We start from the raw sequence: 25,947 nt of genomic DNA on the forward strand, positions 1-25,947 counted from the left end.
AAAAGAGAATTTAAGTGTTATGATTATTTTCCGAAGGATACCGTCACCTGTACCTCTTCTGTATCTTTACCAGAGCCTGAACGCCATGCCGGTCCCTCCTCAATCAGCCTGACCGCTTCTTTATTACATGCTTCGTTAAGTCCTTTTTCTATACTGAAACCGCTGAGTATACCCCCTGAGTTTACTTTAAAACGGACCACTACAGTTCCAGTTACTTGTTTGTCTTTAGCAAGCTTTATATTCTCTCTTAAATAGATGTTGTATTTGCTCCAGCCGGAAACGGGCTCCGGCCGGACCTGCCGGGACAAGGTGGCGGCCGGCGCAGAGGTACCATTAGACAGCCTCATAATTACCACAACGGGCTCTCCCGCTTCTACCCGTCTAACCTGAGATTCATATCCGGGAGCGGAGAAAGATACATTACCGGAAGTTGAATCAGCCAGAGCAAACATGCCTTCAGCGTTTGTTGTGGCAGCGCCCCCCCCCCCTTCGCGTTTTACATAAACACCGGGAAGTGGCTCCCCTCCCTCTTTTGATACCTTGCCTGAAATTGTCCTGGTCTTATACGCAGCCGAACCATGGATAACCGCTGAAGTATCGCCTGGTTCAGATAAGGCAGAGGATGATATACCCGAGGTTTGAACAGGTACGTTGTCAGCTGTGCCCTGGCCATTCAGGGCTCTCCTTAGGGTATCCACTACACGTGCCGATAAAACTGTTATTTGTTGCTTATTTTGGGCAGAGGCAACTTTCTGACTCTGTATTGTAAATATTTCCTTACCGGCGTCTGCCCGCGCGATGGGAGCGTCTGAAGATAAAGAATCCGCTAATACGGCATTTCTTCCTGTTTCCGCCGCGTCGGATTGCATTCCGAGGCTGTCAGCCGGAGTAAGCTTCACTTCCACATGCTTCTGCACGGCAAGTTGCGTGTCACGATGGCTTCCCTTCATCCAGAAAAGAATACCAGCAGACACAAACATCAGGCCTGCCGCTGCTGCAACACTCAGCCTTTGCCAGGTAAAATAAAAAATACTCTTATTCTCATCTTTCCGGACGATGCGCTCTTCCAACTGCCGCTGCAATATGCTCAGGTTGTGATATGCAGATTCCCCGGCAGAAGAATACCCCTCGATAGCTTCAGCGAGAAAAGGATCTTCAAGTGCCTGCTTCTCCAATTCATGCATCGCTTTAGGATCCAGTTTGCCTTCCAGATACTGTTGAATTAAGCTATATTTAATATTATTCGTTTCCACTATTCTTTTCCATACAAATTTTCAGGTTCCGCTTACCGTTCTGAATGTAACTTTTTACTTTGTTCATATCAAAACCCGTAATATCGGAAACCTCTTTATAACACTTCTCCTGGAGATAAAAGAGATCTATACTAAGCCTTTGTTCTTCAGGAAGTTTCTCCATGCATCTTTCCATTGAGTTGAGAGCCCCCTCTTTAGAGTCATCTATATTAAGATGCACTATTTCGGCTTTTTCCACAATGCCGTCTTCTACAGATATAAAGGTATGCTTAGAATTACTTCTCAATACCATGAGACAATAATTCCTGGCCAAAGTATAAAGCCAGCTTTTGAAATTGGTAACCTCGTATTTCCGTAATTTCTCTACAAGCTCTTCGAAGATCTGCATTACAGCATCTTTACTCTGATCTTCATCTTTAAAGTACCGCAGACACAAACCGTATACAAGAGCCATATAATTCTGGTAGAGCTCTCCAAGGATCTCAAGATCACCAGTCCGCTGATATTCAGCAAGCATCTGTGCCTCTCCGGCCTCTCCACGCGGATACTTATTTTTGACAAACTTCAAGGTACAGATTTGCTTTATAAATTAATTCAGATGGCTTACTATATTTTGCAAGCTCCTCTATTCCGACCACCCGGACATCAATATTTACTACAATTACCGGTTATTCTCTTCTCCTGCATTTACACGGGAACAGGAAACAAATTTACTGTTTTTCTTCCTCATAACATTAAATAGTCCTTTTTTTGCACCCGTAGGTAAGAAATATTCAGAGGAATGCTTTAATACATTAAGCCAGCATCTTCTGTGGCAAAAAAATTGCTGTTATTAAAGAAATTTAATGAAAATGAAACATATATTTACTATCACCCTCCTCAGCGCAGGTCTTCTGCTAAGCAGCTGCGAAACGTTAAATCAAACGGCAAAGGTTTTAAACCAGTCACTTGGAACACCGACTGCAACGGAGATAGCACTAGGCCTCAAACAAGCACTGGAAGCAGGGACCAATAACGGTACCAGCAGGCTCCATGCGCAGGACGGCTTTCTGGGAAACCTGGCGGTAAAGATCCTGTTTCCTCCGGAAGCACAAAAGGCTGAAAATACTTTGCGGAAGCTAGGTCTGAATCAGCTCTGCGACAATGTTATAACCAGCCTCAACAGAGCCGCAGAAAGTGCAGCTGCTGAAGCTAAGCCAATTTTCATCTCTGCGATCAAACAAATGACAATTGCAGACGCAACTAATATCCTTCTTGGAAAACAAGACGATGCGGCTACACAGTACTTTAAGCGCGTCACGAATGCGCAGCTGACAGAGAAGTTTAAACCGGTCATTCAAAATAGTCTCGGTCAGGCGGGAGCAACCAAATATTGGGGAGAAGCAGTGTCCCGATATAACCAAATTCCCCTGGTTACCGACATTAATCCCGATCTTACTTCTTATGTAACACAGAAAGCGATCGATGGCTTATTCATTGAAATTGCGAAAGAAGAACTAAAAATAAGACAGAACATCTCTGCCAGAAATACATCTCTTCTTCAAAAGGTATTTGGATATGCGGACAGACAGGGATCATAACCCCCGTCTGTCACTCGCTTATGATTCACAGTCTTTTGTTGGATTGCCCTTTTCGTCTACTTTGCAATATCCCTGCGGGGGAAGCTTATCGACCTCAACTTCTTCTTCCCGCTGAACGACGTGAACAGCATACGGTGCGGGACGGATAGCATTTCCAAACTTTTCAGCATATACCTGTGTGAATTCTGCACCGAAATAAAGAATTGCAGCGGTGTAATATACCCAGGTCAATATAACAATGAGAGAACCGGCGGCACCAAAGGTAGATCCTGTACCAGCAAGCTCCATATATAATCCAATCAGATAACGCCCAAGCATGAATAATAATGCTGTAGTTATTGCTCCTACTCTTACATCTTTCCAGGAAATTTTAACATCCGGTAAAAACTTAAAAATTATCCCAAAAAGGAAGGAAATGATCAGAAAGGTAAGTAGAATATTAAAAGCAAGGACCAGTATCACGGTTATATCAGGGAAATACATCTTCAGCCGTTCACTTATCACAGCTACGACCCCGTTGATGATTAGCGATACGACAAGCAAAAACCCAAGACTGATGATCATGGAGAAAGAGAGCACTCTGTTGATCAGCATTTTCTGAATTCCCTTTTTGGGTTTCGGCCTTACCCGCCAAATGATGTTAAGGGTGTCCTGAATCTCAGTGAAAATAGCGGATGCACCAATTAACAGGATAACAATACTAATGACGAGGGAAATAGTTGATTTTCCTGATACAGCACTTTTTTCAATCAATTGCTGTAACTGTAAGGCTGTATCAGGCCCTACCATTGCACTGATCTCACCAAAAAGCTTGTTCTGAACCTCTGCCCTTTCCGGATAAAATATACTGGCAACGGAAATGATCAATACGAGAAGAGGAGATAAAGCAAAAATAGTACTATAAGCAAGAGAACCGCTATACTTCAGAGCTTTGTCCTGAGAGAACGCACTCCCAGCCCCTAATACAACCTGCCACAGATCTTTAAAGTATTGTTTGTTTAGCTTCATAAACCTTTATATTTTCCTCCCATAAGAAGAAAATATAAAGGAAAAGTGTTTTAGAAATTTATGATTCAGCGGAAGGCATTTCTGCAATTTATTATCTAAAAGCCAGTTGCTTATTATCGACCGTTATGATCCTTTTATAAAACTCCTGAAATGCCTGCACCTGATCAGCCGGAATATTTGTTTGTTTCAATTTAACGGTCCTGGTGTAAGTTATAGCATTGGCATTCTGTTTCATACTCAGGCTGTAGTCCATAAATTCATTCGAAATCTTCATTGGAGTAAGGTTCTCGATTAACTTTTTACCAGCGGGTATCTGAAGTGTAATCGTCTCTGTTTCCGAGTCAAAATAGTACAATTGAGAAAGATCGAGCGGGAATTTTCTGGGAAATGACAAAGTAAAATCCCCTGCAGCTGCTTTATCCGTCCATGGTAGTGAGAAAATGTTCAATCCTCCTACCTTCTTCACATCATCCCTGATCCGGTAGTCAATTTCCGTATAGAGAGTATCGCGCGCACCGCTATTTGCAAGGTTCCTGAAGGAGAGCCTGCTGAGCTCAGCCGACTGAAACGATTTCCCCAGTGCTTCCTGCATCTGTTTCCTGCGATCATTTTCACTCAAATTAACATACGCTTCCCGGAGATAGGCGGCCGGAGCAGCGACACGATAGTTCTTTTCTTTTATGACTAAGTCCTGCTGATCAATTGAAATGGTGGTTTTTCTTTCAATATTGTTTGCTTTCCGCGTCTGAGGATCCAGATACTTAATGGCCTTTACATCCTGCTTTCCATCTATATCCAGAATGGCTGAATTAAGTTCATTTCCACTGAGTGTACTAAAGGGCAGATAGTTAGAAGTGAGTTCGAGGTAACGGTCTGCTCCATCCGTATTCACTTTAACAATACAGTGGTTAAAATTAATAGAGGGAAGTACCATGCCCTTTACTCCTGCATCCTTTGTGTTCACAAGAACAAGCTGGGCGTTTAGCCCTGCTTCCCTGGCCATAGAAACGAAAAGCGTCGACACGTCCTTACAGTCGCCTATCCTTGTATTTAAAACAGCTGAGGGATTTTGAGGAATTAATCCGCCCTGACGAAAGGGCACAGAGCTGTAAGTGATATTGCTGGTGATATAATTATAGATCCTTTCCGCCTTCTCCGTATCGCTGATCCTGTCTTTGGCCGGAAGAATAGAATTCACAGCTTCTTTTACTTCGTATGCAGGTTTAGCCTTAGCGGAAGCCCAGTCGTTATACCAGTTGGATATAAAACTCCAGTCCGGAATAGTCGTCACATTAAACACGTTCGCAACATCGTCCATCGCAGGCATTTTATCTTCATACTTTAATGATGGCTGATTCTCCTTCGCCCAGGAATATAGAACGAATTCATCTGCATCAGACTTCTGAACTTCTATATCCTGCTGGGAAAATTTATAATACAGGGGTTGGTTCTTAGCGGCCAGAACGCTATACTCCGTTCTAAGGGAAGGGGCTCCATGACTGAAATAAAAACTGTCCCAGAATTTATTAGCAAGCTGTCCCTGTGAATAATTAAACAATTTGTAGCGCACAAAAATACAATCACCCACCTCAAGATTGGTGAATACCATCTGCGTCTGGTTTACTTCAGCCGGCACTTTGCTCCCGTTTGCCTTGATCACTTCAGCATCTTCAATAATATAATTCTGCCAGTTCTTAACGCCCGCGGCATACTCCTTCCACCCTTCAATTCCGGTACTGTTCAAAATCTTCGTGAGCATGGTGTGTCTTTCTTCAGAACCTCCTCCCGGATATATGACAACCTGGGTACTTTCATTCAGTACCAGGGCATTATCATCAGGATATGAAGATGCAGCAGGGGCCGCTTTTATCATCGCCTGAACATCATAAGGTTTAAAATAGTCAAATACATCTTTCTTTCCCTCAAGCTTCCTGAGCTCCCTGATAGCCAGGTAACTATTGGGATAAAGATCAAGGGCCGACTTGTACTCTGCAATCGCAGCATCCTTTTTCCCCTGACTGTTGAGTAAGCGTGCAAGATCAGTGTGGTATGCGGGGATATATGGAGCTATTGCAATCGCTTTTCTCAGCATTTCCTCCGCTTTAGAGTAGTTCTGCAATTGTGCGTATATATTTGATAAAGCTGTATAAATCCCAACACCTACCGGATCATTCTCTATCTCTGCAAGATATACCTTAATTCCTGCGTCCGCATTTCCGGAATCAAAATACGTCTTGGCAAGAGCCTTTGCTATATCGTAATCATCGTGATCCTTCAGGTATTCTCTCAACAATGAAATTACAGCTTTATTATTCTTCCGTAAGTCGCGTTCTATTAAATATTTATATTCAATAAATGACTTATCCTGAGGATATCTACTGTAGCCATATTCTGCCAGCCGCACCAGCTCTGGTTGATTTTTATTTTTTCCGGCGAGATTAATTCTTTTTAAAAGTACCTGCCCGTCATCTTTACCGTACAATGCTTCCAGCTTATCAGTGTATTCTTCAGCCTGCTTGTAGTCGTCCTTTTCAAGTGCACTGTTATAGAAGAAATTAAGGGCCCAGGGATGTCCTGGATCAGCCATTTTAATCGCCTCGCGGGTACTTTCCAGTCCTGTTCTGTTATCGGTCTTACTAAACAGTTCCATAAAGAGAATATTCACTGCAGTACTCCCGGGATAAGAAGCTTTGAGCTTGTCGAGGACATGCCTTGCTTCAAATGTTTTATCTGCCTGCAGATAGATCTTGGCGAGGAGGATTTGATTAAGAGGATCGTCGGGACTGGCTTTCAATTTATCTTCAAAGAATTTCTCATATGCAGACTCAACTTTTTCGTTTTTATAAGGCTCTGCCGGGCTATACGCTTGAGATGAAGACTGAGATGTTAAACCAGCTACCGGATTACCCTGCTGATCTGTGAGCCTTAGCAGGAAATTAGACCTTCCTGCATAACTCTCGCCAACCTGTACCAGGATCCTGTTATACCCCTCATTCAACGTAATTTTTTGAATATAACTATCAAGGTCATTATTTCTCTCCTCGGATTCAGATATTATCAGTTTGTCGTTTACCCAAACCTTCATAGAGCCGGAGACACCCGCCCGAAGTTCAACCTCCTGCTTTTTAGGGCTATTTACAAATGTCTGTGAGAAAACAACAGAATTCTCAAAATTAAAGTAATACGTAAAATCAAACCATTTATCCCTTCTTTGATAAGGAGGGGCGAACCACTTCACGCTGGCCCCGAACTTATTGACAAAAGAGGCATCAGGCCCGGCATTTTTAAGAGTCTGGTAGCTCTTGTCAAAACCACAGGTTGAGATATTCTCAAATTCACCGGTAATCGCCCAGTTTTCTATAGCGCCGATCTTGCTAAACGCTTTTATCGCTTCCTCTCTTTTTTTACTGTCGGAATAAGCCTTTCCCAAACGCGACCAAGCCATTGCCCTGAGAGTACCATCAGAAGACGGATCACTGGCAAGCTGCTGGAGGAATCTGATGATTTCCTGATTTGTTGCCGGATCATCGCTATTCAGCAGTCCCGAAAACCACAATGAAAATATATAAGGTGCAGCATTTTTCTCTTCCTGTACAAACTGCTTAAAACAGGTAAATGAATTCCCCAGGTAGGTATCGTTGGCATACAGAAGGGTGAGCCCCAGAAGAGCTTCTTTTTTTTGCTCAGGATTTTTAAGCGCCTCTGTAAACTCTGTTTTGGCCGACTGGCGGTCATTTTTCAAAAAAGCCTGCCAACCCTTGGAAACAGTAGTTTGTGCATAGCTTGTGCAGGGTAAGACTAAGAAGAAGATACCCAGTGATAATAAAAAAGACTTCATTGTGTATAAGGTCTGTTTAACGATGTGATATAATGAGTAATTCGAGATCTCTTGGGGGTATATTAAACCGCTCTGCCAGGTCCTTATTGGTTAAATGCCCCTGATAAAGGTATGTCGCATTACGGATGCCTGGTTTTTCCCAGATAACATTCATAATGCCGCCCATTTCTCCTATATCCATAAGAATGGGTGTAAAAATATTAGTCAGCGCATAGGTGGCCGTACGTGCTACCCTTGAAGCAATGTTAGGCACACAGTAGTGAATAACATCATATTTTCTGAAAACCGGGTGAGTATGGTTGGTAATCCGGGAAGTCTCAAAACAACCTCCCTGATCAATGCTCACGTCAATGACTACTGAATTGGGCTTCATTTTGCTTACTGTTTCTTCTGAAACAATGCATGGGCTGCGGCCGTGAGAAGAACGGATCGCACCAATCACAACATCACAGCTGGTAATGGCCTTATTCAACACGATAGGCTGGATCACAGAAGTAAAAACCCTGTTTCCGATATTATTCTGAAGGCGGCGCAAACGATAAATGGAACTATCAAACACCTTTACTTCAGCACCGAGTGATATAGCCGTACGGGCTGCATATTCGCCGACCGTGCCTGCTCCCAGAATAACAATTTCTGTGGGAGGCACTCCCGTAATTCCTCCAAGCATCAAACCTTTGCCATCGAATACATTGCTGAGGTACTCAGCAGCGATCAAGACAGACGTGGCACCAACGATCTCACTCATAGATCTTATGACCGTCAGTATCCCCCCTTCATCCCTTAAGTACTCATACGATAATGCAGTGATCTTCTTTTTCATCATGGCCTCCAGGCTTTCCGCCTTAAGAGAACCCATTTGCAAAGTAGAAAAAAGCACCTGGTAGGGCTTCATCATCGATATTTCTTCCTGTGTAGGAGGTCCGATCTTGATAATGATATCCGTCTTGAATATTTCCTTTTTATCATAAATGATCCGGGCACCCTGCTCGCTATAGTCCTTGTCAGAAAAATTTGCTCCGGCACCTGCTCCTGTCTCTATCATTACCTGGTGTCCGTTGTTCACCAAAAGCGCAACAGAAAGAGGCGTTAAGGCAATACGGTTCTCCTGGAAAGAAGTTTCTTTGGGGATACCTATAAAAATGCTGTTTTTTCTGGTCTTGATTTCCAGCATTGCCTCCTGCGGCTGTATCATAGCTTGCTTTGCAATGTCAGATAGTTCATTTATCATCAGATCAGGTCAATTTGAACAGAATTTTAGATTCTGCGTTTAAAGTTACCAAAAAAATCGTTTAATGTTTACCTGCGGCGATATGTCTTGATGTCTCTCCCAGGGATGCTATATTCACTTTTACATGATGATCGGGAATAAGGCCTGGAATCTTTTCGGGCCATTCGACAAAACAATAGTTGCCCGAATAAAAATAATCCTCATATCCGAGATCAAGTGCTTCCGTTTCATTTTTGAGCCTGTAAAAGTCAAAATGAAAGATCACTCCTGCATCCGACTCATACTCATTGACAATGGAAAAGGTTGGGCTCGAAACGGTTCTCTTCACACCGAGGATGCGGCACATCTCCTTAATTAAAGTGGTCTTGCCGGCTCCCATATCACCGAAAAAAAGAAATATGCGCTCATCTGCGGCAAATGAGATGAGTTTTTCAGCCACTCCCGGCAATTCTTCCAGACTAGAAATTCCAGATTCCATATACAAAGATAGTTAAAGTTAAGAACCGGGAATTAAGAGCTGCTGGTTTCTTATTCCTGATTCTTATCTTCTTAGTCTTATATGCCTACCGCGGGCTATACGAAACATACGGAACGATCATCTCTTCTAAAGAAATTCCCCCGTGTTGAAAGGTCTCATTATAATAATTAACAAAGTGATTGTAATTATTCGGATAAACGAAATAGCTGTCCTCTTTCGCGAAAATAAAACTTGAACTGACATGAAGTTTCGGCAATAAAGCTTCATGAGGGTTTTTAATGTGAAAGACTTCTTTAGGAGTAAAATTGAGATTCTTTCCCTGTTTATAACGAAGATTTGTATTTGTATTCCGGTCTCCAATGACTTTGCTTGGATGCTTTACCCGGATCGTACCATGGTCGGTGGTTATGACAAGCTTTACATTCTTTTGAGCGAGCTTTTTGAGCAGCTCAAGCAGGGGAGAATGTATAAACCAGGATAATGTCAGTGACCTGTAGGCTGCTTCATCATTCGCCAGTTCCCTGATCATGGCCATATCGGTCCTGGCGTGCGACAACATGTCAACAAAATTATACACGATGACATTGAGTTCATTTCCCATAAGGTTGTTGAAATTGTCGACAAGCTCTTTTCCTTGTTCATAAGTCAGGATCTTGTTATAAGAATGTTTTAACTCCCTTCGTGCAACCCTTTGTACCTGATCGGCCAGAAACTGTTCTTCAAATAAGTTCTTTCCCCCCTCATCTTCGTCATTCTGCCACATCGACGGATATCGTTTCTCCATATCAAGGGGCAATAGACCGGAAAAGATCGCATTCCTTGCATATTGTGTTGCCGTAGGCAGTATGCTGTAATAAGTATCTTCCTCGTCTGCCCTAAAATTCTCGGTTATAATCGAGTTGATCACCTTCCATTGATCATAGCGTAAGTTATCTATGAGAATAAAAAATGTAGGCTTCGACGTTTCCAGCGAAGGAAACAATTTCCGCCTGAGTAACTGATGCGACATAACCGGCCCTTCATCCGGGTTTTTTATCCAGCTGAGATAATTCTTTTCAATGAATTTTGAGAACTGAACATTTGCCTCCGCCTTCTGCATAGTCAGAATCTCATGCATTCCTGCATCCTCAAGCTTCTCAAGCGACAATTCCCAAAAGACCAGTTTCTTATAAATTTCTACCCATTCGGTAAAATTCAGGTTGTCATTCAGCGTCATGCCCAGGTTACGGAAGTCCTGCTGATAGGCCATGGATGTTTTCTCGCTGATCAGCCTTTTATTTTCAGTCAGCTTCTTGATGGTCAACTGGATTTGCCGTGGATTTACCGGCTTGATCAGATAATCGTCAATCTTTGAACCGATTGCATCTTCCATAAGATATTCTTCTTCGTTCTTCGTTATGAGAACTATCGGAATGTCGGGATTCAGGTTTTTGATTTCGGCAAGCGTTTCGAGGCCTGTAAGCCCAGGCATGTTTTCATCAAGAAATATGATATCAAAATATCCCTCTTTAAAAGCCTCGACAGCATCACGCCCGTTAGTTACCGTTTTTACTTCGTATCCCTTTTCTTTGAGAAACATTATATGGGGCTTTAAAAAGTCTATTTCATCATCTGCCCATAATATTGTGGTTTCCTGCATTTCTATTTAATAATTATGTGGGTTATTTTATTTTAACAACTTATAACAATAATACATGTTTTTGTATTAGGGAATTTTAACAATTTTGCAGAGGGGACATTAACTTGAACAAGAAAAAAATAATTAACGATCCGGTTTACGGTTTTATTACAATACCAGCGGGCCTCATATTTGATTTAATTGAGCATCCTTATTTCCAGCGGCTACGCAATATCAAACAGATGGGAATGGCTTACCTGGTATACCCGGGAGCGATTCATACACGTTTCCACCATGCTATTGGCGCTATGCATCTTATGGGAATGGCGATTGAAACACTGAGAGGGAAGGGACACGAGATCACCGTGGAAGAGGAAGAAGCTGCTAATGTGGCAATCCTGCTGCATGATATCGGTCATGGCCCGTTCTCTCATGCGCTGGAGCATACCATCGTGGAAGGAATTTCGCATGAACATATTTCTTCACTTCTGATGAATAACCTGAACCGGCAATTCGGCAATAAACTTGAACTGGCCCTTGAAGTCTTCAATAACCGGTATCATAAACCGTTCCTCCATCAGTTGGTATCAAGTCAGCTTGACTGCGACAGGATGGATTACCTGAGCAGAGACAGTTTCTTCACGGGGGTTTCGGAAGGTATAATTGGTTTTGACAGGATTATAAAAATGCTGAATGTATCTGACGGGCAGCTTGTTGTTGAGGAAAAAGCCATTTATTCAATTGAAAAATTCCTCATTGCCAGAAGGCTGATGTACTGGCAGGTATATCTTCATAAAACATCCGTATCTGCGGAACACATGTTGGTTAATATCCTGAAGAGGGCAAAGTTTCTTGCCTCTCACGGAGAAGATTTATTTGCGACACCTAATTTTCGTCATTTCCTGGTAAAGTCTGTCACGAAGAAGGATTTTGAAGAAGACCCGGTGCATCTGGAATGTTTTTCATCACTGGATGATTACGACATCTATACATCTATTAAGGTATGGGCAGGAGCGGATGATTTCGTTCTTTCCTATCTATGTAAAAGTTTACTAAGCAGATCTCTTTATAAAACAGAGATGACGAATGATCTTCCGGATGAAGGCAAGATAACAGAGTTGCGGACCATGGCAAAGAATCTTTATCCGGTTACCGAAGCGGAAACAAGTTATTTTGTTTTTGCAGACACTGTTATAAATAATGCATATAAAGTGGGTGACGGGAATATTTACATTTTAACGAAAGACGTATCCGTTAAAGACATAACGGGGGCATCCGATAATTCTACACTGGAAGCTCTTGCACAAACGGTAAAAAAACACATTCTTTGCTATACAAAGGAATTAAAATCAGTGTGATTTAACTGAGTTTAAGCCCGGTAAGAACTAATATTTTTCAAATTTGTTCATAAACTAATAACATATAAATTTGCCCGATGCAATTTACTGCCCAACAGATCGGAATTTTACTGAATGGAAATGTGGATGGAAATCCGGACGTTACAGTAAATGAGCTGGCCAAAATTGAAGAAGCCGGTACGGGTTCCCTCTCATTTCTTGCCAATCCAAAATACGAGTCGTTCTTATATCAAACTAACGCTTCGATCGTGATTGTTGGCGAGGATTTCGTCCCATCTTCAGAAGTAAATGCTACCCTGGTAAGGGTAAAGGACCCATATAGTGCTTTTTCCATTTTACTGGAGAAATATAACACTATTAAACTGAACAAGGTTGGGATAGAGCAGCCATCTTTTGTTCATCCTTCTGCAAGAATCGGAAAAGATGCCTATATAGGAGCATTCGCTTATATCGGAGCAGGTGCAATTGTGGGCGATAATTGTAAGATCTATCCCCAGACCTACATCGGAGACAATGCAGAAGTCGGTGATGATTGTACGTTTTTCCCGGGGGTAAAGATTTACCATGATTGCAAAATAGGATCACGCGTTGTCATTCATGCTGGTTCTGTTATCGGGAGCGACGGATTCGGCTTTGCGCCTCAGGCCGACGGCAGTTATAATAAGATCAGCCAGATTGGGAATGTAATTATAGAAGACGATGTAGAAATTGGTGCGAACTCCTCTATCGATCGTGCCACTATGGGTTCAACCATCATACGGCAGGGAGTAAAACTGGATAATCTCATTCAGATAGCTCATAACGCTGAGATTGGAAAGAACACTGTCATTGCTGCCCAAACAGGCGTTTCCGGCAGTTCGAAGATAGGAGAACAGTGTATCATTGGCGGACAGGTAGGAATTGTCGGTCACATCTCGGTAGCTAAAGGCAGCCAGATCCAGGCCCAATCCGGTGTAAACCGATCAATTGAGGAAGAAGGAAAGAAGTGGGCAGGAACGCCATTTTCCAGCTATACCAATCAGATGCGTGCACAGGTCATCTTCAACAGGCTTCCAGACCTGGAACGAAAACTGGAACAACTTGAAAAAGCACTCAAAGACAAACTTTAAAAAATAGTTGATACATGCATCAGGACATGAATGTTAAACAAAGAACTATAAGGGAAGAGATTACCATTTCAGGAACAGGTCTACATACAGGACAACCTGTAAATATGACATTTAAGCCCGCTCCCGAAAACCATGGCTACAAATTTAAACGGGTTGATATAGACGGTCAGCCTATAATTGATGCCGATGTTGACAATGTTACTGATACATCAAGGGGTACAACTATTTCACAGAACGGTGCCAGTGTAAGCACTGTTGAACACGTACTTGCCGCACTTGTCGGTTTCCAGATTGACAATGTATTAATTGAACTCGACGGCCCTGAAACACCTATCATGGACGGAAGCTCGATCCAGTTCATTGAGGCTTTTGAAAAAGCTGGTTTAGTAGAACAGGAAGCGGACCGTGAATATTATGTCATTCCGAACAATATTCATTATACAGAACCCGACAGGCGTGTGGAAATGGTAGCAATGCCTCTTGAGGATGATTACCGTTTTACCTGTATGATTGACTATAATTCGCCGGTACTGGGCAGTCAGCATGCAGCTATAACAGGTATTTCTGAATTCAAGAAAGAGGTGGCCTCCAGCCGCACCTTTTGCTTCCTTCACGAGCTTGAAATGCTTCTTGAACACAACCTGATCAAAGGCGGCGACCTGAATAATGCTATTGTTGTGGTAGACAAGGAGGTGAGTAAAGATGAACTAAAGCACCTGGCAGTACTATTTCACAGGGAAGATATTGATGTTGCAAAAGAAGGAATACTCAACAATATAGAACTACGCCATCAAAATGAACCGGCACGGCACAAGCTTCTTGATATGATCGGCGACCTGGCATTGGTAGGGACTCCTTTGAGAGGTCACATCATGGCGGCCAGACCGGGACATGCTGCTAACGTTGCTTTCGCAAAACGGATAAAAGCACAGATTAAGAGAGAAAGGAGTAAAAAAACGGTAAAGGTATACGACCCTACCATGCCTCCTGTTTATGATACGACTCAGATCATGAATATATTGCCGCACAGGCAACCTTTTCTTCTTGTTGATAAGATCCTCGAGCTCACTAAAAACCATGTAGTGGGATTAAAGAACGTAACTATGAATGAGGACTTCTTCAGAGGTCACTTTCCTGGTTCTCCTATTTTTCCAGGGGTACTACATATTGAAGCAATGGCACAAACAGGTGGCATCCTTGTATTAAATACGGTACCGGATCCTGAAAACTGGCTTACCTTATTCCTGAAAATTGAGAATGCACGGTTTAAAGCACAGGTTACGCCGGGCGACACCGTAATATACAGATGTGATCTCATGACACCTATCCGCCGTGGAATAGCGCAAATGAAAGGCGTTGGGATGGTTGGTGAAAAAGTTGTAGTAGAAGCCGAACTAATGGCTCAGATTGTAAAAGTGAAAAACGAAGAACAATGATCCAACCTCTAGCATATATACACCCTCAGGCGAAAATTGCCGATAATGTAGTAATCGAGCCTTTTGTTACAATACACAAAAACGTTGAGATCGGCGAGGGAACCTGGATAGGACCGAACGTAACCATCATGGATGGAGCACGTATCGGAAAGAACTGCCGTATTTTTCCAGGGGCAGTAATCTCTGCCATTCCGCAGGATCTGAAATTTGCCGGAGAAGATACGACAGCCGAAATAGGTGACAATACTACTATCCGCGAGTGCGTTACCATTAACAGGGGGACGAAAGATAAGTGGAAAACAGTAGTTGGAAATAACTGCCTTATCCAGGCATACTGCCATATCGCACATGATTGTTTCATTGGCAATAATTGCATATTCTCGAACAGCACAACCCTGGCCGGGCATATTACGATAGGCGATTATGTGGTACTCGCAGGGCTGGTAGCTATTCACCAGTTTTGTAAGGTTGGTTCTCATGCTTTTATTACAGGAGGCTCTCTTGTCAGAAAGGATGTTCCTCCTTATGTAAAAGCAGCCCGTGAACCCCTCTCCTACGTAGGCATCAACTCGGTAGGCCTTCGCCGCCGCGGCTTTACCTCTGAGCAGATAAATGAAATTCAGGATATCTACCGGACACTGTTTGTAAAGAAGTATAATATTACAACAGCTCTCGACATTATAGAAGCTGAACATCAGCCAACAGAGATAAGAGACGAAATTCTTGATTTTATCAGGAATTCTAACCGTGGTATCATGAAAGGATTTACAGGAGCTTAATTAGTTTACCAGTAACTCTTTCCAGGTAAGAGAAACCGGATTTACAAAGGCCGGCGTGGATTAATGTTTTGAAAAAATATTCTATCTTTGCCGCCTATAATCCTAAGAAATTGTATGGCAAAAGCTTCAGACATAAAAAACGGCAATATCCTGCGCTTTAATGGGGAACTTGTAACAGTTGAAGAGTTCATCCACAGGACTCCCGGTAATCTACGGGCCTTCTACCAGGCCCGGATGAGAAACGTTAAGACGGGCAAACTGGTAGAGTACCGCTTCCGGACAGACGAAGAAGTTGAAATCTGTCGGGTTGAAACCAACGACTATCAATATCTGTACGACGATGGCGACTTCTTCGTAGTAATGGATAACAATACATATGAACAATTTAACATTCCGAAATTCCTGTTTGGCGAAGCAGCTAGATTCATGAAGGAAGGGATGAACGTGATTGTCGCTTTTGAAAGTGACGAGCCGATCATGGCGCAGGCACCAACCAGCGTTGAGCTTGAAATTACATATACAGAACCGGCAGTAAAGGGCGATACTTCTACTAATGCTATGAAGTACGCGACTGTTGAAACCGGTGTTGAAATCCGGGTACCCTTGTTTATAAATCAGGGCGAGAAAGTAAGAGTCGATACCCGCACAGGTGATTATATCGAACGTGTAAAATAATCCCATATCAGGGAGTTAAAAGTTCAGGTTAAAACGGTCTTAATAATTAAGACCGTTTTTTTATTTTTAACAATGCTAAAGCAAGGACTAAGGAAGCTATACCTGGAAAAACGAAAAAGTCTGCAACCGGAAGAAATAGACCTTCTTAGCCTTAAGATTACCGAACAGTTCTTTCACATTCCGCTTTCAAATATTCATTACCTGCACATCTTTTATCCTATAATAGGAAAGCACGAATTTAACAGCCTCCTCATCGCTGAAAAAATCAGGAAAGATTACCCTGAAAAGAATCTGGTGTTACCTAAAAGCGATTTTCACCATCATACACTCCGCAATATTATATGGAAAGAAGACACTCCCCTTGCCATGAATGAATGGGGAATCACCGAGCCGGAATCAGGTGATGAGGTCGCTTCCGAATTAATTGACATGATTATTATTCCTCTTCTTGCATACGACAAGGTGGGTAACCGGATAGGATACGGAAAAGGATTTTACGACCGCTTTCTCCAGGACTGCCGTCCTAAGACAAAAAAAATAGGAATCTCCTTTTTCGGGCCTGAAGAGAAGATAGACGCAGAGCCGCACGACATTCCCCTGGACTTATGTATCACTCCTGATAGAATCTGGACGTTCAATTAAACATCCAGTTCGAGCAATACAGGACAATGATCTGAATGCACTGCCTCACAAAGGATAGCAGACCTCCTAAGACTGGACTCCAGATCCTTGCTCACCATATTGTAGTCTATACGCCATCCCAGATTCTTCTTCCTTGCGCCTGCTCTGAAACTCCACCATGTATAATGATGCGGATCATTGTTAAAATACCGGAAACTGTCAATAAATCCTTTATTAATGAAGTTTTCCATCCATTCCCGTTCCGCCGGCAAAAATCCCGAGGAGTTGGCATTTGACTTTGGATTATGGATATCTATAGGGCGATGGCAGATATTATAATCTCCCGAAATAACCAGGCGGGGCCGCTCCTGCTTCAACTTGTCAACGTACATTTGGAAGTCGTCAAGAAAGCGGTATTTAAAAAGTTGCCGTTCATCTCCGCTCGAGCCGGAAGGAAAATAGGTACTCAAGACCGATAATCCTTCAAAATCCGCTCTTATTATTCTTCCCTCAAAATCATAGTCACAATGACCACAGCCGTATTCGACATGAAGAGGTGTCTTTTTTGTTAAGATTGCCGTTCCGCTATACCCCTTTTTCTGAGCTGGATACCAATAATGTTCATATCCCATTTGCTCCAGTAAAAAAAGATCAGAAAGCTGCTCACGGCTAGCCTTGATCTCCTGGAGGCAAACTACATCAGGATCAGCTGCCTGAAGCCATCCCAACCAGTTTTTTCCGAAAGCAGAACGAATGCCGTTTACATTATATGTTATTATTTTCATTATATACTATTGCCTTACCGGTCGGCCCGCTGCAATTCCTTTACATACAAGCCACCGCCTATAAAATATCAAATCTGTTGTTTCTGAAGGAATATGGAATGCCAGATTTACATAATCAGCTTTCTTCTGAAACTCTCCTGAAGAAGCTCTTTTTCCAGTTTGCGGGCTTCTCTTTTTTTCAGAAGATATATCGTCATTTTAATATCTGTAAGCGGACGATCATTTCCGTCTGTTGGAAGTGACGCTATAGAATCCACCATTTCGATTCCCCTCACTACCTCACCAAAGACAGTATACTTCTGGTCAAGAAAAGGCGAGCCGCCTGTTGTCTGATAAACCTTTCGTTGTTCGGGAGGGATGCTCCGGCCGTCAAGCTTTTTCTTCTCTACTATGTTTAGCTCCTCATTTGTATAGGTCTTTCCCTGTACGATATAAAACTGGCAGGCGCTTGAGGACTTCGCAGGGTTATCATCCCGCGCGGCAGCTAAAGCCCCCTTTTTGTGAAACAGTGCGGGATTAAACTCTGCCGGGATCCTGTAACCCAGATCTCCTTCCCCCAATAATTGTCCCTGAGTGGCATTTTTAGAGTCTGGATCACCTCCCTGTATCATAAAAGACTTGATGACACGGTGGTAAAGAGTTCCGTCGTAAAAGCCCTTCTTAACAAGTTTTATAAAGTTATCGCGGTGAAGCGGGGTTTCGTTATATAATTTCACTATACACTCACCCTTAGCCGTAGATATCCGGACATATTGATTTTTAGGCTTTTTCAGAAAATCAAGAATTCCTTGTGCCTGTACTGGCAATGTTACAGACATTATGATGATGAGAGCTGTAAAATACAGAGCTTTTATTGCATACTTAGAACTTTGGATCAGCATATTGAAGACAATCAATCAAATTACTAATTAACAGAATATTCATCAAAATAAGATACAATGAGAGATTTCAAAAGCATCTCCTGCTCAAGTAAAGCATATGAAGGAATAGGTTTTACCAGTTTCCAGTGTGGCCATCCATCCTGATCAAGACCTTGCAGCTCATAAAATCCCATTTCGCTCAACAGGCGGCAGGTAGCAATATGCATCAATTCCTCCTTCTGACGTTTTGAAAATTTCCGAGGCCCTTTTCCCAACTCCTGGACTCCAATCAGAAAAAGCATCACCTTGATGTCGGGCTTCTCTGTATCAAAGTCGGCTGATATTTTTTCCTGCAACTCCTTCCATCTTGTATTTACTTCTGCGGGTGACATATAAATTGTTTGTATTTTAACGTTAATTAACAGACATAATTATCCGCCGGGCAAAAACTGCACGTTACGCAAAAGTCCGGCAAATAGCTGGTATTCGATTAATTTTTCATATATTTATTTAAAATGCACACGTAAGAACGGATAGAAGATTAACTTATCAACAAAAACAAAATGCTATACAACTGTTATTTAGTTAATTAACCAGATCCTCACCGGATGTTGAAAATTAAGCAGCCAGGGAAAACTCTATTTTAACTAATTTAATAAAGTTAATCGATGAAATACCAGGTTCTGGCAGTCATATCCGGGGAAACCGTTCTTAAATTTATCATTAATGGAAGAAGATTTTGAATTTGAATTCTCTGAAGATCCAAGGTTTTCAGTAGAGAGATATGAGGAGATGATCAGGAATGAGGATCAATATTTTTTTGATTCACAGGCATTTGAGAACATCATAGATTATTACATTGAGAAAAACGACCCCATAAAAGCGCTTCAGGTAGTTGACTATGCCGTTAGCCAGCATCCATTTGCTGCAGTCTTCTTCATAAAACAGGCTCAGCTGTTTGTAGCTACCAACCAATTGGATGATGCTTTTGAAGCCTTAAACAAAGCGGAAACACTGGAACGCTCTGAAGGCGATATTTACCTGATCAGAGGCAATATCTTTGAAGCACTCGACAGGCCCGAAGAAGCGCTGGAAAACTATAAAACAGCCCTCTCACTAGCAGAGAACAAAGATGAGATATACCTGATGATCGCGTTGGTTTATCAAAACACAGGTGACTACGAAAGCGCTGTAAAGAATCTTAAAAGGTGTCTTGAGCATAATATGGAGCATCAGGATGCTTTATATGAACTGGCATTCTGCTATGATGTGCTCGACAAGCAGGAAGAAAGCATCCAGTTCTATAAGCAGTATATCGATAACGAGCCTTATTCTTATGCTGCCTGGTATAATCTCGGCAATGCATATCACAAGCTGAACCTTTATGAAAAGGCTATAGACGCCTATGATTATGCCATACTGATCAAAGAAAACTTTGCCTCTGCATATTTTAATAAAGGGAACTCCCTGATCCATCTGGATAAGTTCAGCGATGCCATAGATGTATACAAACAAACATTTGAATATGAACCGCCAAATGCTGATACTTATTGCGCTATAGGTGAGTGTTATGAAAAGCTTGAACAGATGGAAGAAGCCCGTTCTTTCTACAAAAAAGCAGTTAAGCTTGACACCAAGCTTTCTGATGCCTGGTTTGGTATCGGGGTGACACTGGATTTCGAAGACCGTTACTTTGAGTCTCTGCACTTCTACAAAAAGGCACTCGCGCTTGACGATAGCAATCCGGACTATTGGTTTGCCATGGCTGATGCCTATTATAAGCTGGGAAAACTGGAAGATTCAGAAAAAGCCTACACGAAGGTTATTGAACTTAATCCTGTGGATATAGAAGCGTGGCTTGACTATTCTTCTATCCTCTATGAGCAAAGTAAGTTAGAAAACGCCATTGAGACCATAGCTGAAGCAATTAAACATAATACAGACGCTGCAGAGCTCTACTATAGAATGGTTGCATACCTCTTTGCGTCCGGCCAATATAATGAAGCTCTCAACTTTCTTGAACTTGCTTTAAAAATTGATCCGGCCAAGCATGAAATACTATTTGAATATCTCCCTCAACTTCAGGACAATAAGATAATTATTGATATTATAAACAAGTACCTTATCTAGGAAATTTCCGTCAAAAAGAAGAAATAAAATCCGGTACTTTAAGAATGTATTGGATTTTTTTCTAAGATTTGCAGCGTATGATGAATTTCGATTTAGAGAAAATTCCTTTCCGTACGTCAAAACCCCGGCAAAACGGATTGACGATGGTGATGGACAAAGGGTTAAGTGTCCGTGAAATTGAGAACTTAATAGAAGTAGCTGGTCCGCACATCGACATTGTAAAGTTAGGATGGGCAACTTCTTACGTTACCCCCAACCTCAGCGAGAAACTCAAAGTGTACAAAAATGCAGGAATACCGGTCTATTTCGGAGGAACGCTGTTTGAAGCTTTTGTAATAAGAAACCAGTTTGACGATTACCGCCGTGTACTGGATAAATACGGCCTGCAATTTGCCGAAGTATCCGATGGCTCCATTGAAATTCCTCACGATGAGAAGTGTGAGTATATTTCAAAGCTGAGTTCGCAGGTCACGGTCATTTCGGAAGTGGGTTCAAAAGATGCTCAAAAGATCTTTGCACCCTATAAATGGATCAAAATGATGACTGCTGAACTCGAAGCAGGCTCATGGAAGCTAATAGCCGAATCCCGGGAAAGCGGCAACGTTGGTATTTACCGGGATTCAGGAGAAGTGAGGGAAGGGCTAGTGGACGAAATCCTCACCCAGATACCAGAAGAGAAAATAATATGGGAAGCCCCCCAGAAAGGTCAGCAGGTTTGGTTTATTAAATTACTGGGAGCGAACGTCAACCTTGGTAATATTGCACCAGCCGAAGTGATTCCACTCGAAACGATACGCCTTGGGCTGCGTGGAGACACTTTTAATCATTTCATTAACACAATTTAGCCTCTCTCTCGTTACAAAGAAATATGAAGAAGTTCGGGCTGATAGGCTATCCATTAAGCCATTCGTTTTCGAAAAAGTACTTTTCTGAAAAATTTGAAAAAGAGGGATTAACAGACTATTCATACGAATTATTCCCGCTTGAAAACCTCAGTGACTTTGAAAAGCTGATTTCATCAAACCCCGATCTTTGTGGTCTGAACGTGACCATCCCCCATAAAATCGGAGTCATGTTCTATCTTGATAAGATTGATCCGGCCGCAAAAGCGATAGACGCTGTAAACTGTATAAAAATAATAAAGCAAAAGCCCGTAGAATCATTCTTCACAGGCGAACTTTCGTCAAATAAAGTGCGGCTGGAGGGATTTAATACAGATAGTTATGGCTTTGAGCAATCGCTGAAACCTCTGCTCAAAAAGCATCATAATAAGGCTCTTGTACTTGGAAGCGGAGGTTCGTCCCGCGCTGTTACCTATGTACTTTCTAAACTCGGGATCGATTACAAGGTTGTTTCGAGACGTAAAGCGAGGAAACAGATCACCTACTCAGACATAAAAAAAAGCACTATGTCTGACCATCATCTGATCATCAATACTACTCCTCTTGGATTGTCTCCTGCTGTTGAAACATATCCGGATATCCCTTATGAGCATATTACGAGTAATCACCTGTTATACGATCTCATTTACAATCCCCCTCTGACAGAATTTCTAAAAAGGGGTCAGGAGCAAGGCGCCACAATTAAAAACGGAGAAGAGATGCTTCACCTTCAGGCGGAAAGATCATGGGAAATCTGGAACAAAGGCTGAGTTTTACAACTCTGATTTTACTGGTATGCTTAACAGTATCCTGCAATTCATGCGGAAATAAGGATTATTCGCCAAAACCCAGAGGTTATTACAGGATAACCTTCCCGGCAAAATCATACCAGGAATATCAGGGCTCCTGCCCATACACTTTCCAGTACCCCGTTTACTCGCAGATTACGAGAGATAGCTCACGGGACGCACAGCCCTGCTGGCTCAACATTAATTTCCCTGACTTCAATGGAAAAATACATTTAAGCTACCATTCCGTAGATTCGCGCAAAATCTTTAATGAGCTGGTTGAAGACTCCCGTACATTTGTTTTTAAGCACACAGTAAAGGCAACTGCCATAGACGAAGCACGTATTGCCTATCCGGATAAAAAGGTTTATGGCATTTATTACACTATTGAAGGGAACACGGCATCTGCTATACAATTCTTTCTGACCGACAGTACCCGACATTATCTGAGGGGTGCGCTTTATTTCAACGAAGTGCCCAGGGTAGATTCAATAAAACCCGTCCTGGACTTTGTGAAAAAAGACATAGATGTAATGATCCGGTCCTTTAAATGGAAGTGAATATTGCTGATTGTTCAGCAACGTTCGAAATTGTAACTTGCACAGCTAAAATCAGAGATCGGGAATGATTAAAGTTAAAGCGTTTGTATGTAATCCTTTCGGGGAAAATACCTATATACTTTCAGATGAAACAGGTGAATGTGTGATCATTGACCCCGGAATGTATACCGGAGAAGAGCAGAACGAAATAGTTTCATACATAAAAGAGGAAAAACTCAGCCCTGTACTTCTTCTCAACACCCATTGCCACATAGACCATGTACTGGGTAATAAGTTTGTTAATGAAATGTTTGACCTGTTGCCCCAAACGCATGAACAAGAACTTCCCATGCTTGAGTCGGTGAGCGCATTTGCTGCGCCCATGGGGATCCGGTATGAGCTCTCCCCCCGCCCTGAACATTACCTGGAGGAAGGCGGGAAGGTTAACTTCGGAAACTCCGGACTTGAAATCATTCTTGCTCCGGGACATTCACCCGGACACACCTGCTTTTATAGTGCTGCCAGTAACTTCCTCATAGGAGGAGATGTCCTCTTCTACAGGAGCATCGGAAGAACAGATCTCCCCGGAGGAAATTATCAACAACTGATAACCAGTATCCGCGAAAAGCTATTCAAGCTTCCTGAAAACTGCGTAGTCTATCCTGGTCACGGCCAAGCCACCTCCATCGGCTATGAAAAACAATACAATCCTTTTTTAAATTAAGAGTATACAAAAACAGGTATCGGGGAATGCTGTAATTAAAGAAAGATAACGGGAAATGTACACGTCATTCTATATAGCCAAAAGGTATCTGTTCTCAAAGAAGTCTCTGAATGCGATAAATTTTATCTCAGGAATTTCCGTATTGGGAGTCTTTGTGGGGAGTGCAGCGCTCGTCATCATTTTGTCTGTATTCAACGGGTTTGAAAATGTAGTGCTTTCTATGTACAATACATTCACGCCTGAGATTAGAATTGAGCCATCTTCCGGAAAAGCGTTCGACCCAGGGTCTGCACTCTTTACAGCACTAAGAAAAGACAAGCGAATAGAGAATTATACCGAGGTACTTCAGGAAAAGGCTCTCCTCAGATATAAAGGAGGTCAATATATCGGGATGGTTAAAGGGGTGAGCAACGACTTTCTGAAAAGACAGCGGCTCGACAGTACATTGATAGAGGGCAGCTTTACACTGAACAAAAATGGCGTCGACTTCGCTGTGGCCGGATCACTTGTTCAGGGATACCTTAATCTCAACCTAAAAGACGACTTTACTGATCTTGAGATATATTCTCCGCGTAAAGGAGCAGGCAACTCTATCAATCCGGCCGATGAGTTTATTGTCAAAACAATCCACCCGTCAGGCGTTTTTCAAATCCAGCAACAATTTGATGAATCACTGATAGTTCCGTTACATTTCGCCAGGCAGTTGCTTGAAGAAGAAAAGAAAGTCTCCTTCATAGAAATATATCTGAAAGACGACTCACAAATAGATCGTTTCCAGGACGAGATTTCTCAAAAACTGGGGAAACAGTTCATAGTAAAGAACAGGGTTCAACAAAATGCACTTCTCTATAAAATTTTGAATTCCGAAAAATGGGCTATCTTCGTCATACTGACGTTCGTACTGATCATTGCTGTATTTAACCTCGTTGGCTCTTTAACCATGCTGGTTATGGACAAGAAAAAAGATATAGCTATCCTGAGCAGTATAGGTGCAGGCAGGGGACTAATCAGGAAAATATTCTTTCTGGAAGGGATGATCATTACAGTTGCAGGATGTATTGCAGGAATGTTTACAGGCCTTATCTTCTGCCTTGTTCAGCAACACTTTGGCCTGATCAAAATGGCGGAGGCGAACCTGATAACAGAATCTTATCCCGTAGGCATCAATCCTCTGGATTTTGTACTGGTATTCTTTACCGTTACCGGAATTTCGCTAATTACTTCCGGCATTGCCTCCAGGCTCAGTGTAAAAAACCTGGGAAATATGAAAGACGAGTTATAAATACTTTCCCGGAATAAGATAATTTCTGACATAATCATCAACGCCTTCTTCCAGAGTGTGGAAAGGCTTATGATACCCAATCGACCAGAGCTTATCCATCTTCGCTTCAGTAAAATACTGATATTTTTCTCTTATATCTTCCGGTGTAGGAATGAAGGTAATATCAGGTTGTAATTCTGCCGATCTGAATGTGGCGGAGGCCAGGTCATAAAATGTACGTGCTTTACCCGATCCAAGATTATAGATACCAGAATCTTTTCTGTGATGCATAAAGAAGTAAAGTACCTCTGTTACATCTTTTACATATACAAAATCACGCATCTGTTCGCCGTCTTTAAAGTCGGGCCGGTGAGATTGAAAAAGCTTCATCTTCCCGGTTTCTTTTATATTGCGATAGGTGTGAAATATCACGGAAGCCATCCTGTCTTTGTGATATTCATTAGGTCCGTAAACGTTAAAAAATTTCAGTCCAACCCAGAAATACGGCTTTCTCTCCTGAGTCAAAGCCCATTTGTCAAACTCATTCTTAGACTCACCATAAGGATTTAGCGGTTTTAACCTGTCCAGCTTATTCTCATCGTCCTCATATCCTTCTTCACCCAATCCGTAAGTTGCAGCAGAAGATGCATAAACAAGAGGAAGGCCAAATTCAACACACGCGTTCCACACCTGTTTAGTATACTCCAGATTAAGCCGGTTAAGCACCTCGTAATCAAACTCTGTAGTATCTGTCCGTGCTCCCAGATGAAAGATAAACTGGATGTGCAGATGATTGGACCGTATCCATTCAATGAAATCCTCTCTGTCTACCAGTTTCGAATAACGCTTTCCTTCGAAATTCTTATTCTGCCCGGGATCCGAAAAATCGTCCACTAATATCAGGTCGAAATATCCTTCATCGTTTAGCTTACTTACTAAACAACTTCCAATAAAACCAGCAGCTCCGGTAACTATGATCATGTGTTATATGTTAA

General features: G+C 42.2%; 24 protein-coding genes. 13 read left to right on the top strand and 11 right to left on the bottom strand.

Going from position 1 to position 25,947, the window contains the following annotated elements; genetic code table 11:
• Positions 1 to 23 precede the first annotated feature (23 nt).
• Positions 24 to 1,253 carry a carboxypeptidase-like regulatory domain-containing protein gene (locus tag DDR33_RS01405; RefSeq protein ID WP_109413969.1) on the bottom strand — a complete coding sequence of 410 codons (1,230 nt, stop codon included), beginning with the start codon at positions 1,251 to 1,253 and terminating at the stop codon, positions 24 to 26.
• Positions 1,240 to 1,821 carry an RNA polymerase sigma factor gene (locus tag DDR33_RS01410; protein WP_109413970.1) on the bottom strand — a complete coding sequence of 194 codons (582 nt, stop codon included), beginning with the start codon at positions 1,819 to 1,821 and terminating at the stop codon, positions 1,240 to 1,242. The genes DDR33_RS01405 and DDR33_RS01410 overlap by 14 nt, the downstream gene beginning before the upstream one ends.
• Positions 1,822 to 2,104: 283 nt before the next feature.
• On the opposite strand from DDR33_RS01410, the gene DDR33_RS01415 reads away from it, so the two are divergent.
• On the top strand, positions 2,105 to 2,833 hold the full coding sequence (locus DDR33_RS01415; RefSeq protein ID WP_109414176.1) for a DUF4197 domain-containing protein: 729 nt from the start codon (positions 2,105 to 2,107) through the stop codon (positions 2,831 to 2,833).
• Positions 2,834 to 2,851: 18 nt separating this feature from the next.
• Here DDR33_RS01415 and DDR33_RS01420 read toward each other — a convergent pair whose 3' ends face one another.
• The 5 genes from DDR33_RS01420 to porX all read right to left on the bottom strand — a co-directional run bounded on the left by DDR33_RS01420 (position 2,852) and on the right by porX (position 11,027).
• Positions 2,852 to 3,841, bottom strand: coding sequence for a YihY/virulence factor BrkB family protein (locus tag DDR33_RS01420; RefSeq protein ID WP_109413971.1), 990 nt, complete (start codon positions 3,839 to 3,841; stop codon positions 2,852 to 2,854).
• Between the two features lie 91 nt (positions 3,842 to 3,932).
• Positions 3,933 to 7,679, bottom strand: a complete 3,747-nt coding sequence (locus DDR33_RS01425; protein WP_109413972.1) for a transglutaminase domain-containing protein — start codon at positions 7,677 to 7,679, stop codon at positions 3,933 to 3,935.
• A gap of 16 nt (positions 7,680 to 7,695) precedes the next feature.
• Entirely contained in the window at positions 7,696 to 8,910 is a 1,215-nt protein-coding gene (locus tag DDR33_RS01430; protein WP_202913624.1) for an alanine dehydrogenase, read from the bottom strand.
• Between the two features lie 61 nt (positions 8,911 to 8,971).
• A complete protein-coding gene (gene tsaE, locus DDR33_RS01435; protein ID WP_109413973.1) occupies positions 8,972 to 9,388 on the bottom strand; it encodes a tRNA (adenosine(37)-N6)-threonylcarbamoyltransferase complex ATPase subunit type 1 TsaE in 417 nt (138 codons plus the stop codon).
• Positions 9,389 to 9,473: 85 nt separating this feature from the next.
• Positions 9,474 to 11,027 (bottom strand): T9SS response regulator signal transducer PorX, encoded by a 1,554-nt coding sequence (porX, locus tag DDR33_RS01440; protein WP_109413974.1) that lies wholly within the window; start codon positions 11,025 to 11,027, stop codon positions 9,474 to 9,476.
• A 104-nt stretch (positions 11,028 to 11,131) separates the two neighbouring features.
• On the opposite strand from porX, the gene DDR33_RS01445 reads away from it, so the two are divergent.
• The 6 genes from DDR33_RS01445 to DDR33_RS01470 all read left to right on the top strand — a co-directional run bounded on the left by DDR33_RS01445 (position 11,132) and on the right by DDR33_RS01470 (position 17,005).
• A complete protein-coding gene (locus tag DDR33_RS01445; protein ID WP_109413975.1) occupies positions 11,132 to 12,364 on the top strand; it encodes an HD domain-containing protein in 1,233 nt (410 codons plus the stop codon).
• A 77-nt stretch (positions 12,365 to 12,441) separates the two neighbouring features.
• Entirely contained in the window at positions 12,442 to 13,473 is a 1,032-nt protein-coding gene (gene lpxD, locus DDR33_RS01450) for a UDP-3-O-(3-hydroxymyristoyl)glucosamine N-acyltransferase (protein ID WP_109413976.1), read from the top strand.
• A 26-nt stretch (positions 13,474 to 13,499) separates the two neighbouring features.
• Positions 13,500 to 14,909, top strand: coding sequence for a bifunctional UDP-3-O-[3-hydroxymyristoyl] N-acetylglucosamine deacetylase/3-hydroxyacyl-ACP dehydratase (locus tag DDR33_RS01455; protein ID WP_109414178.1), 1,410 nt, complete (start codon positions 13,500 to 13,502; stop codon positions 14,907 to 14,909).
• Positions 14,906 to 15,688 (top strand): acyl-ACP--UDP-N-acetylglucosamine O-acyltransferase, encoded by a 783-nt coding sequence (gene lpxA / locus DDR33_RS01460; RefSeq protein ID WP_109413977.1) that lies wholly within the window; start codon positions 14,906 to 14,908, stop codon positions 15,686 to 15,688. Before DDR33_RS01455 ends, lpxA begins: the two co-directional genes overlap by 4 nt.
• Positions 15,689 to 15,802: 114 nt before the next feature.
• Positions 15,803 to 16,363 carry an elongation factor P gene (gene efp, locus DDR33_RS01465; protein WP_109413978.1) on the top strand — a complete coding sequence of 187 codons (561 nt, stop codon included), beginning with the start codon at positions 15,803 to 15,805 and terminating at the stop codon, positions 16,361 to 16,363.
• A gap of 72 nt (positions 16,364 to 16,435) precedes the next feature.
• Entirely contained in the window at positions 16,436 to 17,005 is a 570-nt protein-coding gene (locus tag DDR33_RS01470) for a 5-formyltetrahydrofolate cyclo-ligase (RefSeq protein ID WP_109413979.1), read from the top strand.
• Here DDR33_RS01470 and DDR33_RS01475 read toward each other — a convergent pair.
• The 3 genes from DDR33_RS01475 to DDR33_RS01485 form a co-directional block, all read right to left on the bottom strand.
• Positions 17,002 to 17,769 carry an exodeoxyribonuclease III gene (locus DDR33_RS01475; RefSeq protein ID WP_109413980.1) on the bottom strand — a complete coding sequence of 256 codons (768 nt, stop codon included), beginning with the start codon at positions 17,767 to 17,769 and terminating at the stop codon, positions 17,002 to 17,004. The genes DDR33_RS01470 and DDR33_RS01475 overlap by 4 nt on opposite strands.
• Positions 17,770 to 17,876: 107 nt before the next feature.
• Entirely contained in the window at positions 17,877 to 18,587 is a 711-nt protein-coding gene (locus tag DDR33_RS01480) for a peptidylprolyl isomerase (protein ID WP_109414179.1), read from the bottom strand.
• A gap of 86 nt (positions 18,588 to 18,673) precedes the next feature.
• Entirely contained in the window at positions 18,674 to 19,021 is a 348-nt protein-coding gene (locus DDR33_RS01485) for a hypothetical protein (RefSeq protein WP_109413981.1), read from the bottom strand.
• A gap of 334 nt (positions 19,022 to 19,355) precedes the next feature.
• On the opposite strand from DDR33_RS01485, the gene DDR33_RS01490 reads away from it, so the two are divergent.
• The 6 genes from DDR33_RS01490 to DDR33_RS01515 all read left to right on the top strand — a co-directional run bounded on the left by DDR33_RS01490 (position 19,356) and on the right by DDR33_RS01515 (position 24,973).
• On the top strand, positions 19,356 to 20,759 hold the full coding sequence (locus tag DDR33_RS01490) for a tetratricopeptide repeat protein (protein ID WP_109413982.1): 1,404 nt from the start codon (positions 19,356 to 19,358) through the stop codon (positions 20,757 to 20,759).
• 80 nt (positions 20,760 to 20,839) lie between these two features.
• Complete coding sequence (locus tag DDR33_RS01495; protein WP_109414180.1) at positions 20,840 to 21,604, top strand: phosphosulfolactate synthase; 765 nt, start codon at positions 20,840 to 20,842, stop codon at positions 21,602 to 21,604.
• Positions 21,605 to 21,627: 23 nt separating this feature from the next.
• Positions 21,628 to 22,410, top strand: a complete 783-nt coding sequence (locus DDR33_RS01500; protein ID WP_109413983.1) for a shikimate dehydrogenase family protein — start codon at positions 21,628 to 21,630, stop codon at positions 22,408 to 22,410.
• Positions 22,386 to 22,988, top strand: coding sequence for a gliding motility lipoprotein GldD (gldD, locus tag DDR33_RS01505; protein WP_109413984.1), 603 nt, complete (start codon positions 22,386 to 22,388; stop codon positions 22,986 to 22,988). The genes DDR33_RS01500 and gldD overlap by 25 nt, the downstream gene beginning before the upstream one ends.
• A 64-nt stretch (positions 22,989 to 23,052) precedes the next feature.
• Entirely contained in the window at positions 23,053 to 23,691 is a 639-nt protein-coding gene (locus DDR33_RS01510; RefSeq protein ID WP_109413985.1) for an MBL fold metallo-hydrolase, read from the top strand.
• Positions 23,692 to 23,746: 55 nt separating this feature from the next.
• Positions 23,747 to 24,973, top strand: a complete 1,227-nt coding sequence (locus DDR33_RS01515; RefSeq protein ID WP_109413986.1) for an FtsX-like permease family protein — start codon at positions 23,747 to 23,749, stop codon at positions 24,971 to 24,973.
• Here DDR33_RS01515 and rfaD read toward each other — a convergent pair.
• Complete coding sequence (gene rfaD / locus DDR33_RS01520; RefSeq protein ID WP_109413987.1) at positions 24,968 to 25,933, bottom strand: ADP-glyceromanno-heptose 6-epimerase; 966 nt, start codon at positions 25,931 to 25,933, stop codon at positions 24,968 to 24,970. The two genes, DDR33_RS01515 and rfaD, sit on opposite strands and share 6 nt — an antisense overlap.
• Positions 25,934 to 25,947: the final 14 nt, after the last annotated feature.

The sequence above is a fragment of the Pararcticibacter amylolyticus genome (assembly GCF_003130405.1).
Classification (GTDB): Bacteria; Bacteroidota; Bacteroidia; order Sphingobacteriales; family Sphingobacteriaceae; genus Arcticibacter; species Arcticibacter amylolyticus.